The 14,698-nt window shown below is 70.9% G+C and carries 15 protein-coding genes and 3 pseudogenes; 14 read left to right on the forward strand and 4 right to left on the reverse strand.

The genetic code is table 11. The features are described from left to right. The first annotated feature begins 107 nt into the window (after positions 1–107). From A3IC_RS0118525 to A3IC_RS0118535, 3 genes are all read left to right on the forward strand, one after another. Positions 108–677 (forward strand): TetR/AcrR family transcriptional regulator, encoded by a 570-nt coding sequence (locus A3IC_RS0118525; RefSeq protein WP_026218421.1) that lies wholly within the window; start codon positions 108–110, stop codon positions 675–677. A gap of 52 nt (positions 678–729) precedes the next feature. Beyond that, positions 730–1,248, forward strand: a complete 519-nt coding sequence (locus A3IC_RS55200) for a LysR substrate-binding domain-containing protein (RefSeq protein WP_020551544.1) — start codon at positions 730–732, stop codon at positions 1,246–1,248. A gap of 162 nt (positions 1,249–1,410) precedes the next feature. Next, entirely contained in the window at positions 1,411–2,001 is a 591-nt protein-coding gene (locus tag A3IC_RS0118535) for an HAD family hydrolase (RefSeq protein ID WP_020551545.1), read from the forward strand. Positions 2,002–2,143: 142 nt separating this feature from the next. On the opposite strand, the gene A3IC_RS0118540 is transcribed toward A3IC_RS0118535, so the two are convergent. Beyond that, entirely contained in the window at positions 2,144–2,995 is an 852-nt protein-coding gene (locus tag A3IC_RS0118540; RefSeq protein WP_020551546.1) for an alpha/beta hydrolase, read from the reverse strand. A gap of 512 nt (positions 2,996–3,507) precedes the next feature. On the opposite strand from A3IC_RS0118540, the gene A3IC_RS0118545 reads away from it, so the two are divergent. The 3 genes and pseudogenes from A3IC_RS0118545 to thrS all read left to right on the forward strand — a co-directional run. Then, entirely contained in the window at positions 3,508–3,705 is a 198-nt protein-coding gene (locus A3IC_RS0118545; protein WP_020551547.1) for a hypothetical protein, read from the forward strand. Positions 3,706–3,973: 268 nt separating this feature from the next. Next, on the forward strand, positions 3,974–4,816 hold the full coding sequence (nadE, locus tag A3IC_RS0118550; protein WP_020551548.1) for an ammonia-dependent NAD(+) synthetase: 843 nt from the start codon (positions 3,974–3,976) through the stop codon (positions 4,814–4,816). A 272-nt stretch (positions 4,817–5,088) separates the two neighbouring features. Beyond that, positions 5,089–6,327: pseudogene (thrS, locus tag A3IC_RS0118555) on the forward strand (threonine--tRNA ligase); the annotation flags it as partial. Positions 6,328–6,468: 141 nt separating this feature from the next. On the opposite strand, the gene A3IC_RS0118560 reads toward thrS, so the two are convergent. After that, positions 6,469–6,990: an ArsI/CadI family heavy metal resistance metalloenzyme gene (locus tag A3IC_RS0118560; RefSeq protein WP_020551550.1), complete on the reverse strand. Its 522-nt coding sequence runs from the start codon at positions 6,988–6,990 to the stop codon at positions 6,469–6,471. 207 nt (positions 6,991–7,197) lie between these two features. On the opposite strand from A3IC_RS0118560, the gene A3IC_RS0118565 reads away from it, so the two are divergent. Further along, positions 7,198–7,566, forward strand: coding sequence for an ArsR/SmtB family transcription factor (locus A3IC_RS0118565; protein ID WP_020551551.1), 369 nt, complete (start codon positions 7,198–7,200; stop codon positions 7,564–7,566). 220 nt (positions 7,567–7,786) lie between these two features. On the opposite strand, the gene A3IC_RS74030 is transcribed toward A3IC_RS0118565, so the two are convergent. Then, a complete protein-coding gene (locus tag A3IC_RS74030; protein ID WP_483782876.1) occupies positions 7,787–7,921 on the reverse strand; it encodes a WCX domain-containing protein in 135 nt (44 codons plus the stop codon). Beyond that, positions 7,921–8,110 (reverse strand): annotated as a pseudogene (locus A3IC_RS64970) (HTH domain-containing protein); the annotation flags it as partial. The gene A3IC_RS74030 and the pseudogene A3IC_RS64970, both read right to left, overlap by 1 nt. Before the next feature lie 100 nt (positions 8,111–8,210). On the opposite strand from A3IC_RS64970, the pseudogene A3IC_RS55210 reads away from it, so the two are divergent. The 7 genes and pseudogenes from A3IC_RS55210 to A3IC_RS0118610 form a co-directional block, all read left to right on the forward strand. Beyond that, positions 8,211–8,812, forward strand: a pseudogene (locus A3IC_RS55210) (DinB family protein); the annotation flags it as partial. 285 nt (positions 8,813–9,097) lie between these two features. Continuing rightward, the gene (locus A3IC_RS0118585) at positions 9,098–10,207 is read left to right on the forward strand and encodes a winged helix DNA-binding domain-containing protein (RefSeq protein ID WP_020551554.1); all 1,110 of its coding nucleotides are present in this window, start codon (positions 9,098–9,100) and stop codon (positions 10,205–10,207) included. Positions 10,208–10,654: 447 nt separating this feature from the next. Further along, positions 10,655–10,849, forward strand: coding sequence for a hypothetical protein (locus A3IC_RS0118590; protein WP_020551555.1), 195 nt, complete (start codon positions 10,655–10,657; stop codon positions 10,847–10,849). 113 nt (positions 10,850–10,962) lie between these two features. Further along, a complete protein-coding gene (locus A3IC_RS0118595; RefSeq protein WP_026218423.1) occupies positions 10,963–11,526 on the forward strand; it encodes a MauE/DoxX family redox-associated membrane protein in 564 nt (187 codons plus the stop codon). Beyond that, entirely contained in the window at positions 11,523–12,104 is a 582-nt protein-coding gene (locus A3IC_RS62400; protein WP_052173587.1) for a S26 family signal peptidase, read from the forward strand. Before A3IC_RS0118595 ends, A3IC_RS62400 begins: the two co-directional genes overlap by 4 nt. Continuing rightward, positions 12,092–12,640, forward strand: a complete 549-nt coding sequence (locus A3IC_RS0118605) for a TlpA family protein disulfide reductase (RefSeq protein WP_020551558.1) — start codon at positions 12,092–12,094, stop codon at positions 12,638–12,640. Before A3IC_RS62400 ends, A3IC_RS0118605 begins: the two co-directional genes overlap by 13 nt. Before the next feature lie 107 nt (positions 12,641–12,747). Continuing rightward, positions 12,748–14,616 (forward strand): ABC transporter ATP-binding protein, encoded by a 1,869-nt coding sequence (locus tag A3IC_RS0118610; protein ID WP_079026523.1) that lies wholly within the window; start codon positions 12,748–12,750, stop codon positions 14,614–14,616. Positions 14,617–14,698 lie beyond the last annotated feature (82 nt).

A 14,698-nucleotide genomic window follows, 5' to 3' on the forward strand; every position in this document is an offset into this window, starting at 1 on the left:
TGCGGTTGGGATGGTGTCTCCCCAACTGTTATACGCTTGCGTATAAGACAAGGCAAGATCGAATATTCGGTTGCGTATATCCGGGTGGAAAAGTGAGGTGGGACACCGTGGGCGCTGCTCGCACACCACGCGACAGATGGGTGGAGGAAGGTCTGCGGGCCCTGGCCGACGGTGGCCCGGACGCCGTCAGGATCGAGGCGCTGGCGAAGCGCCTCGGCGTCACCAAGGGCGGGTTCTACGGCTACTTCGCCGACCGCGACTCGCTCCTGGAGGCCATGCTCGACACCTGGGAACGCGAGAGCACCGACGACGTGATCGAACAGGTCGAACGCGAAGGCGGAGACCCCAGAAGCAAAGCCCAGCGCGCCGGCAGGCTCACCTTCTCCGACGACCGACTGCTCCCCATCGACCTCGCGGTCCGCGACTGGGCCCGCCGCGACGAGGCCGTCGCCGAACGCCTGCGACGCGTGGACAACCGACGCATGGACCTGCTCCGCGAAATGTTCGGCACCTTCTGTTCCGACCCCGACGAGGTCGAGGCCCGCAGCCTGATCGCCTTCTGCGTGGCGATCGGACACCACAGCCTCGCCGCCGACCACCGGGGCCGTACCCGCGCCGAGGTCCTCGCCCGCGCCGGCGACCTGGTCATGAACCGCACCCGCGACCACGACGGGTAGAGCGCCGGCGGGGACGGACAGAGGGCCCGGACGCGCCGGGTCCCGAGGCCAGATGGACAACTCCTTCACCGAACTGCGCGAGCACCGCACCGAGATGGTGCTCGACACCCGACCCATCGAGGAACCCGACACGGTCGCCGGGCCCGTCCTGTGGACCGAGCCGCGATACCTGGCCGTCTCCTCCCGCCACCGACTCGCCGCCCGATCCCGGGTGAGCCTGGAGGACCTGGCCCGCGTCACGCTGCTGCGCATGCCGGCCAACGCACCCGCCGCGATCGCCGCCGACCGCATCCCGGCGGTCACTCCTCTGGGCAGGCCCATCGAGCACGGCCCTCGCGTGGCCTCGTTCCAGGAGGCCCTGGCCATGGTCGGCGCCGGCGAAGGCACCTTCACCGTCGGCGGTCAGGTGACCCGCTTCTACAACCGCCCCGACGTCACCTACATCCCCTTCTCCGATGCCCCACCCATCGCCTGGGGCTTCGTCTGGCGCGCCTCGCACGAAACCGCCCGCATCCGTGCCTTCAACACCCACGCCGTCGCGCTACGCTCCGCGTCCCGACCCGCGCGGTAGCCGACCACGTCCCGACGCCGTGGCCGCCGACACCTCTCCCGGGTCGGCGGGGCGGCGGGTCGCCCCGGCGCCGAACCCGCGGCCGTGATCGTCCCCGCCCGGTCGCGGCTCGAAGGTGACCCGACGCGGTCTTGCCCGGTCGCCGCGCTATACGGTGATTCGATGATCCTCCCCCTGCCGCCCGGCGATTTCCGCGCGTACCTGTTCGACTGCGACGGCACCATCGCCGACTCGATGCCGCTGCACTACCGGGCCTGGAAGCAAGCGCTGGACGAGTGGGGTTGTGCCTTTCCCGAGGACCTCTTCTACGCCTGGGGCGGCCGAACGGTGGCGGGCATCATCGCCTCGCTCAACCAGGACCAGGGGCTGGACATGCCGGTCGAGGTCGTCGCGCAGCGCAGAGAGGTGCTTTTTCGCGAACTGCTGCCGCAGGTGACGGTGGTGCCGGGGGTGCTTCCGCACATCGACGACGCGTGCGGACGCATACCCACGGCCGTCGTCTCCGGCAGCACCCGCGATTCGGTCACCGCGTCGCTGACCGCACTGGGTCTGGTCGACAGGTTCGACGTACTGGTGTGCGCCGGCGACTACACCAGGGCGAAGCCCGACCCCGAGGGGTTCCTGAAGGCCGCCGAGCACCTGGGCGTGCCGGCACAGGAGTGTTTGGTCTTCGAGGACACCGACCTGGGGATCCAAGCCGCCACCGCCGCGGGCATGGCCTCCGTCCGCGTTCCCCCGCCCGGGCGGGGATGAACGACACACCTCGAACCGCCCGGTGGTGCCCCCCGGCCCGGGAACCGGTCGAGTGCGTCTCGCCGCTCGGATCCTCGGGCGCGGACTCCGCCGGGGCCGGCGACGTGCGGTGCCGACCACCGACGCTCGGGCCGGCCCACCGTCACAGCCGGTCGAAGAGCCCCAGCAGCGCGCGCGATATCGCCGTGTCCGGGTCCGTGAGATCCAGGACCACGTCGAAGTGGTTGCGCTCCGGCACGACCAGCAACTCCGTGCCCCAGTGCGCCGCGAACGCGCGCGACTGCTCGGTGAAACCGCTCGCCTCGTGCTGCGCCATCACCGTGACGCCGGGCATCCGAGGCCGCGCCCCCAGCACGAGCGGGCTCAGCGCGGCCGCACGCTCCTCGTCGAACATCAACCAGTCGTTCACCCGCGTACGCACCAGCGGCCGGACGTCGAACAATCCGCTGATCGGAAATCCGGCCGCGACCACGTCCTCGGGAAGGCCGACCTCCGCCTGCCAACCGTCGACCATCGTCATCGCGGCGAGATGGCCCCCCGCGGAACTGCCGCCCACGACCACGCGCGAACGATCCAGCCCATACCGCGGTCCCTCGTGGTACACCCACGCGATCGCCGCGCGCACCTGCCGGGTTATCTCCTCCAGGGTCGCGCCCGGAGCGAGCGTGTAGTCCGGCACGACGGTCGCCACGCCGCGCTCGGCCGACATCCGCGCCCCGAACGCCGAATCCGCACGCGACAACGCCCGCCAGTAGCCGCCGTGCACGAACACGAACACCGGGCGCGGCGCCTCCGCCGAGCCGGGCCCCCATACGTCCAGCCGCTCTCCGCTCGCGACGTCGTAGACCACACCCGGCACGCCCGGCAGATCGGCGACCGCCGCGACCGACTCCGCGCGATAGCGCTCCATCAACCGCGCGAACCGCTCGGGCCCCACCGTCGCCCGCGCATCGAACGCGACATCGAGCTCCGCGTCCACCACCGCGTCCGTCATGCGCAGGCACCTCGCGCGAACTCCGCCATCGGCCGTACGACGGCCTCGGGCGGCCGACACCCACCGCCGTCCGGCGCCAGGCACGGCGCTCGGCCACAGCCCTCGTGTCCTGCGGTGGTGTCGTGGTCGATCGCGCATGGGCCCCAGGTCACGGTCGGCATGTCCGGTACTTCCTTCCCGATCGCAGCAGTGCCTGACAAGCTTCAGGCAGCCTGGCCGATGAAGGCATGCCGATCAAATACCAATACCAAAGGATCACATACCGTAATGGGTATGAAGCTCCCTCTCTGGTGGTGCGCGCACGTGGCGTGGCCCGGCCGGCGAAGTCGCAGTGCGGCGGCGATCGCCCCATGGTCCGGGCGTTGGGTCGGGAAGCGGCATGCCGGGGCCGGGCGGGGGCCGTGACCGGCATCGACACGGCCGTGAGGACTCGGCGACATCGGGTGCGTGTCCCAGCGGTCGGTTGATCGTTGGCGTCATGAGGCTTGTTCCGCTCCCTGGAAGGAATTCCCATGCGCCGAATCTGTACGGCGACCGCGTTGGCCGCGACCGTATTGACGCTGGGATCGGCCGTCGCCCACGCCGATGCCCACAAGCCGCCGCTCCTGGACCGGCTCGCCCACCTCGACCCCTCCGGCCTGGGTCACAACGTGGACGGTCCCGCGCAGAAGGTGGCCGGCATCGCGACGACGCCGAACACCCAGCGCTGATCGCAGGCCCACCACATCGGGCGTGACGGGTCGTGCGGGAACCGGCGACGGGTCCCGCACGACCCGCGAAGCCGAGCCGGTGCGCCCGAACCCTGCCGCCGCGGCCACGACGCCCGCATGCGATCGTCGCCGGTCCGGCCCCGGTCGTCTCCCGAGATCCCGTGCGAACCCCCCGTCCGAACCCTCGTGCGAACCGTCCCGGGAGGGCCACGTCTTCGCCGCCGGATCACGCCGAAGGCTGATTCCGGGCGGCCAGTACAGTACGTGGATGGTGAACCAACGGGAGCAGATCCTTGCCGAGCTCGGCGTCAAGGCGACCATCGTGCCCAAGGTCGAGATTCGGCAACGGGTCGACTTCCTCAAGCAATACCTGAGGTCGACCCCGGCCAAGGGATACGTGCTCGGGATCAGCGGCGGCCAGGACAGCACACTGGCCGGCAGGTTGTGTCAACTCGCGGCCGAGGAATTGCGCGCCGAGGGGCACGAGGCCACGTTCGTCGCGGTGCGGCTGCCCTACGGGGTACAGGCCGACGAGCACGACGCGCAGATCGCGCTGGAGTTCATCCGGCCCGATCGCGCGATCACGGTCAACGTCAAGCCCGGCGTGGACGCCGCCGCCGCCGAGGTGGCACTCGGCCTGAGGGAGTCGTCGGATGGCGCGCCCGGGCTGCGGGACTTCGTGCGCGGCAACATCAAGGCCCGCGAACGCATGGTGATCCAGTATTCGATCGCCGGCCAGCTGGGCCTGCTCGTCGTGGGCACCGACCACGCGGCCGAGGCGGTGACCGGCTTCTTCACCAAGTACGGCGACGGCGGCGTCGACATCACCCCGTTGACCGGGCTGACCAAGCGTCAGGGCGCGGTGCTGCTGCAGGAGTTGGGCGCACCCCCGAGCGTCTGGGAGAAGGTGCCCACCGCCGACCTCGAGGACGACCGACCCGCACTGCCCGACGAGGTGGCACTGGGTCTGACGTACACCCAGATCGACGACTACCTCGAAGGTCTCGACGTCACCCCGGAGGTGGCGGACAAGCTGGAGTCCATCCACCGCGCGACCCGGCACAAGCGCACCGTCCCGGTCACCCCGCTCGACGACTGGTGGCGCGACTGACCCCACGGTGCGGGGCCTCGTACCGCAGACCCGGAGTGGTTGCCTCGTCGCCGGCCGCCCGAGTCCGCGTCGGCCCGACTCCTTCCCGAAAAAGCATTCGTGGATGTCGCGCTCCGTGCGCTAGTGTTGACGCCATGAAGCGCGCTGCGATGACGACGACGCCGGAGAACGTCCCGGCGCGCTGACAGATGATCTGGTCAAAGCCCCGGGGCGAGTGCCCCGGGGCTTCGTCTTGTGGTCACTCGCCCGTCACACCGACACACCGCGAGGAGACCGCCATGCACGACCACCGCAGGCTGGGCCGCGAGTTGGATCTGTTCGACACCGACCCGCTGATCGGTGCCGGACTGCCGTACTGGCTGCCCGACGGCGCGACCGTACGGCACGCCCTGGAGGAGTACATCCGCGCCGCCGAGCGACGGGCGGGCTACCGCCACGTGTACTCGCCGGTGCTCGGCAAGCGCGAACTGTACGAGATCTCGGGCCACTGGTCGCACTACAGCGACGACATGTTCCCGCCGATGGACCTGGGCGGCGAGCAGGTGGTGCTGCGCCCGAGCCTGTGTCCCCACCACGCGGTGATCTTCCGTTCCCGCGCCCACAGTTACCGGGATCTGCCGCTGCGCATGGCGGAGTTGGGCGGGATGTACCGATCCGAGCTCTCGGGCGTGCTCGGCGGGCTGACCCGTGTGCGGGCCATCCAACTCAACGACGCGCACATCTTCTGCACCCTGGACCAGGTTGCCGAGGAGGCGCGGGCCGCGCTGGGGATGATCGCCGGCGCCTACCGGGCGATGGGCATCACCGCGGTGCGCCATCGGCTCTCGCTGCCGGGTCCGGGTGGCAAGTATGTGGCGGCTCCGGAGATGTGGCGGCGGTCGGTCGCGTTGCTGACCGAGGTGCTCGACGCTTCCGGTCTCGTCTACGAGGCGGTCGAGGGCGAGGCGGCCTTCTACGGTCCCAAGATCGACGTCCAGGTCGTCGATGCGGCCGGCCGGGAGTCCACCCTGTCCACCGTTCAGATCGACTTCCACCAGCCGGAGCGGTTCGACCTGCACTACATGGGCGCGGACGGCGCGAAACACCGGCCGGTGATGATCCACCGCAGCATCATCGGCAGCGTGGAGCGCGCCGTGGCCCACCTCATCGAAGAGCACGGGGGCGCCTTCCCCGCCTGGCTCGCACCCGTACAAGTGGTGGTGCTGCCGATCTCGGCGAGCGAACTGCCCACCGCGCGAAGGCTCGTGGCGCGATGCGCGGACCTGGGACTGCGAGCCGACATCGCCGCGCCCGAGCGCGGCACCCTGGGCGCCCGCATCCGCGAGGCGCGCCTTGTCCCGTACCAGGCCGTCATCGGCGCCAGGGAGGCCGCGAACGACCACGTCGCCCTACGCCTGCGCGACGGCCGTCGCCTCGACGCGCTACCCGCCGGCGAGGTCCTCACCCGCGTCCGCGCGCTCGTGGACGCTCATGACGCCGCCCTGTGGGAGGACGGCGGCGTCGCCGCGTAGCGAACAGGCGTGGGCCGGCCGCCCGTTCGGCCTCCCGGCAGGGAGGTCGAACGGGCGGCCGGCCCGCCGGGGCCGTCGCGGCCCGAAGGATCGACACCGGCCGAACCAGGGCCGCCGATGCCGACTCGGACTCCTGGCGCGTCAGCCGCAGCAGCCGCCGGGGGCGGAACGAACGGGGTCTTCGCCGCGCGCGGAGGCGGGGTCGGAGACGGAAACGGGGGCCGGGGCGGAAACGGGGACGCCGCTGTCGGTGGAGGGCAGGCAGCAGGCCGAGTCCGCGTCCTTGGCCATCGTGGCGGCATCGCCCTTGACGACGTAGACCTCCCACGGCTCGGCGCCGGGGCCGTGGACCCAGACCTTGTCCTGGACGGCGTAGCAGCACGAGGTGTCGTTCTCCTCCACGGTCGCCAGGCCGGCGTCGGCGAGGCGGGTGGTGGCGGCCGTGACCTGGTCGGTGGTCTCGACCTCGACGCCGAGGTGGTCCATGACGGTCGGTTCACCGTCGGTGCCCTGGATGAGGACGAGCTTGAGCGGCGGCTCGGCGATGGCGAAGTTGGCGTAGCCGGCGCGGAGCTTGGCGGGTCGGGTGCCGAAGAGCTTGGTGTAGAAGGCGATCGAGGCGTCGAGGTCGGCGACGCGCAGGGCGAGCTGGATGCGGGACATGGTGGGTGCCTCCGTGGATTCGGGGTCCCGAGGTTCCGGTATTCGAGGGTTCGCGGATTCGGGACGGGATGTGGTGGTGAGCCTGTGTGGCCGGTGGCCGGTGGCTGTGCGGGTGGGTACCTTCGCGCGGCGATCTCCCACTCTGTATTGATGTTCATCTATACAGAAGAGCTTGCCGGCGATATCGACACCTGTCAATATCGACGTATGTCGAATCCGCAGATGCTGCCGATCCTGGAAGCCGACACCGGTGCCGAGACGGTCCCGTGCTGCGCGCCGCTGTCGCGCCAACCCCTCGGCGCCGAGGATTCCGAGCGGATCGCGGCGATGTTCAAGGCGCTCGGGGACCCGGTGCGACTGCGGCTGTTCTCGCTGATCGCGTCGCACGAGGGCGGCGAGGCGTGCGTGTGCGACATCGCGGACGTCGGCGTCTCCCAGCCGACCGTCTCCCACCACCTGAAGAAGCTTCGCGACGCCGGCCTGGTGACCTCCGAGCGCCGCGGCACCTGGGTGTACTACAAGGTCGCGCCATCGGTCGTCGCCGCGCTCGCGGGTGTGCTCGACCTGAATCCGTGAGCGGCGTGCCGGTCGCGACGGGTGTCGAGGCGATGCAGGAGGTCGGCATCGACGTCGCCGACCGGGCGTCCGAGGTCCTCGGCGCGTACGCGGTCCGGGCATCGGACGTGGTCATCACCATGGGCTGGGCGCCCGGGACGGGCGCCCCGGCCGGGACCGGTGCATTTCGGTCGTGCCGCCGTCCGTCCGTGGTCGACGTCGATGTCGACGCGGACCCGGTTCACCGGACGATCGGGTGCGGCGCGGCCGGTCGGTCGGCGGCGGCGTCGGCATAGCGGCGCGCCAAGTGGGCGAAGGCATCCCTGAGTTCGGGCGGGCCGACGACCTCGACGTCGGTGTCGAATCCGCCGATTATCCGCCGTCGGGCCCCTTGAAGGCCACGATGGGGTAGCCGAGTTCGCGTAGGCGGTCCACGTCACGGCGCACGGTGCGCGGGCTGACCTCCTAGTCGCTCGGCCGGCAGTGCGCCGGGCCAGTCTCGGCGTGCCTGGAGCAACGAGAGCAGCGAGAGCAGCCGTGCTGAGGTCTTTCGGGTCTTCGGCATGCGTCCATCCTCTGCCGAGTAGAGGACACTCCCTGGCCGCTTCCGGTGGGATCGTCGTCCCGTGCCGAAGAACGAGAACGACCGGAAGGGCTCGACCACCGTGACCTCGACGACCACGTCCCCCGCGCTCACTGCCCCCACGACCACATCTCCCACGACCCTCGACGGCGAGCGCGTCGACTTGCTCGCAGCGCTCGCGACCGCGCGGCAGAACCTGATCACCCCGGCGCGTGGGCTCGACGACGAACAGGCCGGCGCACACCCGACGGTCAGCGCGCTGTGCCTGGGCGGGCTGATCAAGCACGTCGCATCCGTCGAGGAAGGATGGATGCGCTTCGTGCTCGAGGGCCCGTCGGCCATGCCGTGCGACCTGCCCGACGGTGTCACCTGGGCCGACCTCGCGGCCGGTACCGCGCGCGAGGTGCCGGAGTGGGCGATCGACCATCACCACGGCTTCCTGATGCTGCCCGGTGAAACGCTCGCCGGGATCCTCACACGCTACGAACAGGTCGCGGCCCGGACCGAGGAGGTCCTCGCCGCCGTACCCGGCCTGTCGGCCGCGCACCCGCTGCCGGCGGCGCCCTGGCACGAGCCGGGCGAGGTACGCAGCGTGCGCCGGGTGCTGATGCACGTCATCGCGAGACCGCGCAGCACGCCGGGCACGCGGACATCCTGCGCGAGACGCTCGACGGGCGGACGTCGATGCAGTCGGGGAGGCCGGCCGGACCGCGGACCGTCGGGCTCACGATGTGCCGACGACACTTGGATGCCGCGCGACATCGGGACTCGAATCCCGCATGACATCGAAGGAAGCGGCGCCATCGTGAACAAGCGCGAGCCGCGGCAGCCCGGGAGGCTGCCGCGGCCCCGGACCGACGACCGGTGGAACGACGCCCACCGGACCGACCTGTACCGCACTGACGACCACCGCAGTCGGACCCACCACCCGGACGCCCGTACCCCCGCGACCGACGAGCGTGCCGCGACATGACTTCGACGACCGTCCTCGACACCCGCGCGCTCAACCGCGCCACGCTCGCTCGGCAGTTGCTTCTCGATCGCGCCGACCTACCCGTCCTCGACGCCGTCGCCCACCTCGCGGGTCTGCAGGCCCAGGAACCGCAGGAACCGTTCGTCGGACTCTGGTCGCGGCTGCATGCCTTCGCCCCGGCGACGCTCTCCGACCTGCTCATCGGGCGGCGCGTGGTGCGTACCCACCTCATGCGCCGCACCGTCCACCTCGTCACCGCCGCCGACGCCCTGGCCTGGCGCGCCCGCCACGACACCATGCTGCGTCAGCGCGTCCTCGGCACCTACCGCAGCGACTTCGACGGCGTCGACCTCGACGAACTCGCCGCAGCGGGCCTGGCGATCATGGCCGACGGCGAACCCCGCACGATGACCGAACTCGCCCGCGCCCTCAGCGAAGGCCGGCCCACAGCACACCCGCGCGCACTGGGTGAGATGCTGATCGCCGCCCTCGTGCCGATGGTGCAGCTGCCACCGCGCGGGCTCTGGCGCACCAGGGCAGGCGTACGCAACGCACAACTCTCCTCCTGGCTGGGCCGGGAGATCGACCCGCCCTCCCCGGACGGGTCCGACCCCGTGGGCCAGGCGCTGGTACGGCGCTACCTCGCCGCGTTCGGCCCCGCCGCCGGGGCCGACCTGCGCGCCTGGAGCGGCCTTTCCGGTCTCCCGGCCGCGGTCGGCGCCATGCGCGAGGAACTGGTCACCTTCCGCGACGAACGGGGCCGCGAACTGCTCGACCTCCCCGACGCGCCGCGCCCCGACCCGGACACGCCCGCGCCGGTACGGTTCCTACCCGCGTTCGACAACGCGATCCTCGGCTACCACGATCGCACCCGGATCATCGACGACGCCCACCGCGGCCTGTCGGTGGCCGGCGCGCGCGTCGTCCTGGTCGACGGCCGCGTCGCCGCGACCTGGACCGTCGAGACCGACACCGTGGTCGTCACCCCACTGGGCCGCCTCTCCCGAGCCGACCGCGCCGCCGTCGCCGAACAGGGGCGGGAGCTGGCCTCGTTCCTCTCCGACCACGACAGCGACCGGGTGCGGATCGCCGCCTCTCCCGGCTGAGACCGCGGAAGCGCTCCGACGGCAGCGCAGGGGACGCCAGGGCCGGACGGTTCGTGTGCGCTGTGCCCGGCGCCCCTGCTCCCGCTCGCCGTCGGAGCGTGTCGTTGCCCGCACCGGTGCGGATTCCGTGTACGGGCGCGTGGGTCGTGCTTTGCGATCAGCAGGTAGGCGACCGGGTCGGTCGGGCAGACCCCCGACGCCGACTGGGGAGTGAAGGTGGAACCACCACCCTTGCTGCTGCCACGGCGAAACGCGTCGCCGGCGACCCCCGTCGGGCCGTCCGGAACACAGGCGGAACGTGTCCCGGACGGCCCGTTGACCAGCCAAGACACGACGGAACCGTTCGGAACGCCGGTTCGCCCTTGTCGTCGGCCCGAGTGCGTACGCAGTCTCGTTTTGCTCCATCGGGCAGATCGAGCGTCCGTCCCATGAAGAAGGAGAGACACCATGCGTACTCGATTCGATTCACTCGCCGACCGACTGTTGGAGAAGGTGGCGCCGAAGGCGACCGCATCGGCGGCCAGTTGCTGGCAGCCCGAGTGCTGGCCCAACGACATCTGCGACGGCAAGAAGGGTCGTCTGATGAAGGTCAATCCGTGCACCGGCGGCAACCAGTTCGTTCGCTGCGGCTGCAGGATCTGATCGATCGCTCCACCCGGGGCCGGATTCGACGCGTTGGCCTCGCGTCGGGTCCGGCCCCACCGACGAACAGGCGGCGCGCCGGCCCGCGGCCGGCCGTGGGAAAGGCGAATGCGGTGAATCATCTGACGATGGGCGGGCGAGTACTGCTCGGCCTGGTCTTCCTGTGCTCCGCGGCTGGAAAGGGGCGCGGCGGCGACGCGTTTCGCGCGTTCCGTGAGTCGGTGGGGCAACTCGTTCCGTCGCTGCGCCGGCGTGCCCGGCCGCTTGTCGGGCTCACCGGGGTCGCCGTCGCCACCGTCGTCGCCGAGGCGCTGGTGGTCGTGCTGCTCGCGCTGCCGGGTACCTCCAGCGCGGGCTTCGCGCTCGCTGCGGCGCTGTTGACCGCGTTCACCGCCGCCCTCGCCGCCGCGCTGCGCCGCAAACTGCGGGCGACCTGCCGGTGCTTCGGCGGCGACGCGCCGATCGCACCGCGGCACATCGTCCGCAATCTGCTGCTGCTCGTGGTGGCGGGGACCGCGCTCGCCGTGTCCGGGCCGGGCACCGGTACCTCGTACTCGCCGAGTCTGCTCCTGGCCGTCGGATGCGGAGCGGTTTTGGCTCTGCTGACCGTCAAACTGGACGAACTCGCCGACCTGTTCGCCCTGTCGAGCACCCGGCGAGAGGAACGAACGCGGTGAGCAAGCGTGTGTCGTCCGTCGTTGTGCCCGTGTCGATCGCCGTGACGGTCGCGGTCGCGGCCGGCTTGGGCACCGCGGCGCTGATTCGTCGTCGCTACGTGATCGTCTCCGTTCAGGGGCACAGCATGACGCCCACCCTGACCGACGGCGAGCGGGTGATCGTGCGCCGAACCCCCCTCCGCGCCATCGGTGTCGGCCGGCTCGTGGTGGCCCGGCCCCCCGACGACGGACGCTGGTCCCGGCTCGCGCTGCCCGCGTGGCTGATCAAGCGTGCGGCGGCGGTGCCCGGGGACGCGATACCCCGCAGCGGTGCGCCGGCGCTGCGCGATCTGTCCGACGACCGGGTCCCCGAGCACCGAATCGTCTTGTTCGGTGACAACCCGGCCCAGAGCCTGGATTCCCGCTACTGCGGCTATTTCCGTGACGACCAGATCCTCGGCGTCGTCGTCGGCCGACTGCCCGGCGCCGCACCCCTCGGGACCGCCTACCACCAGCACCCGCGCTCCGGCCGTCCGGCCACCGCCACGAGCACCGCCACGCCCACCGCCGAAAGGGATCTTCCGCCATGGCGTATCTGACCGCCGCAGTCGTGTTCTTCGGACTGCTTTGCGTACTCGACCTCGTCCTCACCTTCGGTGTCATCCGACGGTTGCGCGAAATGGGTACGGAACCGGCCATGGGACGAGCGTCCAGCGACCCGTCGCACATCGAGGCCGGAGCCGTCGCGGCCCGTTTCACCGCGATCGACGTCGACGGGCTGCCCGTCACCCGGCAGGACCTGACCCGGGACCACCTCGTGGCCTTCGTCTCCCCCGGCTGTCCGACCTGCGAGGACAGCCTGCCCAGCCTGGTCGCGCGAGCAGCGGAGCTGGGCCCCCGGCGGATCCTGGCGGTCGTCGTCCTGGACGAGGACAAGGGCACCGACCCCGACGCGTTCGTGGCCGCGCTGGCACCGGCCGCACGCGTCGTCGTCACTCGTATCGACGACGAACTCCCGCGCGCCTTCGGCATCAAGGGGCTGCCGGCCTACGTCGTCACCGGACCGGACGGGCGAGTCGCGCACAGCGACATAGTGCTCTCCCGTACCCCGCGCCCGGCCGAGGTCGATGCGTGAGCACGCGCAGGGCCCGAAGCGCACGGAGACCGAACGAGATCGAGACACCTGGCAAGAACCAGGCCCCGAACGCGAACCGGACATCGAGCGCGCCCGCGAAGCGAAGGATGCGCAAGGCCGGAATCGCCCCCAAACCTCGAACAGAAGGGAAGCTTCCGCCCCGAGCCGCCTATGTCGCCGCTCGTGGTGCCTGCGCGCTGGCGTGGCGAGCGGCCCCGCTGTGCGTGGTCGCGCTCGCCGTGATCGCGGTGATCGCCGCTGTGGTGCCGATCGCGGTGGCCTGGCTCACCCGACTGGTCCTGGATCGCCTCGCGGCGGCGGGCGACGCGGAACTGCTCGGCTTGGCCCTGGGTCTCGCCGGCCTCGGCCTGAGTTCCGCGCTGTTGCCGCATCTGAGTCAGTACCTTGGCAACGAACTCACCCGAATCACCGGGATGCGAGCGGTGGATCGCCTGTTCACCGCGGTCAACTCCATCGCGGGACTCGCCCGGTTCGAGAACCCGGCCTTCCTCGACCGACTGCCCATGGCGCAGAGCGCGGGTACCCAGTCGGTCGGGCGTATCGTGCTGGGCGGTCTGCGGATCGCGGGCGCCGCGGTCACCGCGATCGGCTTCGTGCTCGTGTTGAGCGCGGTCAGTCCCACGATGACCGTGCTCGTCGCGCTCTCGGCGATTCCCGCGGTCCTGGCCGAACTGCTGCTCTCTCGTCGCCGGGCCCAAGCCGCGTGGCGGATCAGTTCGTCCCAACGGCACGAGATCTTCTATCAGATCCTGCTCTCCAGCCTGGAAGCGGCAAAGGAGATCAGGCTGTTCGCAATCGGCGGCTTCCTGCAGAACCGGATGCTCGCCGAACGCCGCGACGCGGACCGCGAGCGCCGCAGCCTCGACCGCCGCGAACTGCTCACCCAGGGTGGTCTCGCGCTGCTCAGCGCGCTCGTCGCGGGCGCGGCCCTGGTCTGGGCGGCGCTGACGGCCAGACGCGGGGAACTGTCCGTGGGCGACGTGTCGATGCTGGTGGCCGGTGTGGTCGGGGTACAGAGCGCGCTGTCCGCCGTGGTCGGCAACGTGGCCGACACCCACCACGAACTCCTCATGGTCGAGCACTATTTCGCGGTGATCGGCGCAGGTCCGGACCTGCCGGGGCCGCCGCCGTCGGAAGACGAGGACGCCCGCGCCGCCGTGCCGGCGCTGCGTACCGCCATCGAGTTCCGGGACGTGTGGTTTCGCTACTCCGAAGACCACGCCTGGGTACTGCGTGGTGTGAACCTGACCATCCCCTTTGGGGAGGCCGTTGCGCTCGTGGGTCACAACGGCGCCGGCAAGAGCACTCTGGTCAAACTCCTTTGCCGGTTCTATGACCCCACCCGCGGGGCGATCCTGTGGGACGGTGTCGACATCCGCGATGTTCCCGTCGAGAGGTTGCGCGATCGGCTCGGAGCGGTCTTTCAGGACTACATGCACTACGACCTCACGGCCGCCGAGAACATCGCGCTGGGTGATCTGCGCACCCTCGGCGACCGGCCCAGGATCGAGGCCGCCGCCGAGGAGGCCGGTGTGAACCGGGTTCTGTCGAAGCTGCCGCGCGGTTACGACACCCTGCTCAGCCGCACGTTCCTGAACAGGTCCGACGAGGACGACCCCGACACCGGCACCCTGCTCTCCGGCGGGCAGTGGCAACGCCTGGCCCTGGCGCGGGCGTTCCTTCGGACCGACCGCGACCTGCTGATCCTGGACGAACCCAGTTCCGGTCTCGACGCGGAGGCCGAGCACGACATCCACGTCAGGCTGCGGCGCCACCGCGAGCAGCGCACCAGCCTGCTGATCTCCCACCGACTCGGCACGATTCGCGACGCGGACCGCATCGTGGTCCTGGCCGACGGCCGGATCAGCGAGGAGGGCACCCACGACGAACTCGTCGCCGGCGGGGGCCTCTACGCTCACCTGTTCACGCTCCAGGCCGGCGGCTACCAGGCGTAGGACCCGGTCCGGAACGCGCGTTCGGCTTGCCCGGCCAAGAGGCCGGGAGCTCGGAGGCGCGGTTCGGTCGAGGGGATCAGCC

Origin of the sequence: Embleya scabrispora DSM 41855 (assembly GCF_000372745.1) — a bacterium.
In the GTDB taxonomy this organism is placed as follows: Bacteria; Actinomycetota; Actinomycetes; order Streptomycetales; family Streptomycetaceae; genus Embleya; species Embleya scabrispora.

Excerpts from the sequence above, each read along its gene's own strand:
- A3IC_RS0118610 (WP_079026523.1), top strand. The coding sequence starts at position 12,748 with ATGCGCAAGGCCGGAATCGCCCCCAAACCTCGAACAGAAGGGAAGCTT.
- A3IC_RS55200 (WP_020551544.1), top strand. The coding sequence starts at position 730 with ATGGACAACTCCTTCACCGAACTGCGCGAGCACCGCACCGAGATGGTG.
- A3IC_RS0118535 (WP_020551545.1), top strand. The coding sequence starts at position 1,411 with ATGATCCTCCCCCTGCCGCCCGGCGATTTCCGCGCGTACCTGTTCGAC.
- A3IC_RS0118565 (WP_020551551.1), top strand. The coding sequence starts at position 7,198 with ATGTCGAATCCGCAGATGCTGCCGATCCTGGAAGCCGACACCGGTGCC.
- A3IC_RS0118540 (WP_020551546.1), bottom strand. The coding sequence starts at position 2,995 with ATGACGGACGCGGTGGTGGACGCGGAGCTCGATGTCGCGTTCGATGCG.
- A3IC_RS0118605 (WP_020551558.1), top strand. The coding sequence starts at position 12,092 with ATGGCGTATCTGACCGCCGCAGTCGTGTTCTTCGGACTGCTTTGCGTA.
- A3IC_RS0118590 (WP_020551555.1), top strand. The coding sequence starts at position 10,655 with ATGCGTACTCGATTCGATTCACTCGCCGACCGACTGTTGGAGAAGGTG.
- A3IC_RS0118560 (WP_020551550.1), bottom strand. The coding sequence starts at position 6,990 with ATGTCCCGCATCCAGCTCGCCCTGCGCGTCGCCGACCTCGACGCCTCG.
- A3IC_RS0118585 (WP_020551554.1), top strand. The coding sequence starts at position 9,098 with ATGACTTCGACGACCGTCCTCGACACCCGCGCGCTCAACCGCGCCACG.
- nadE (WP_020551548.1), top strand. The coding sequence starts at position 3,974 with ATGGTGAACCAACGGGAGCAGATCCTTGCCGAGCTCGGCGTCAAGGCG.
- A3IC_RS0118545 (WP_020551547.1), top strand. The coding sequence starts at position 3,508 with ATGCGCCGAATCTGTACGGCGACCGCGTTGGCCGCGACCGTATTGACG.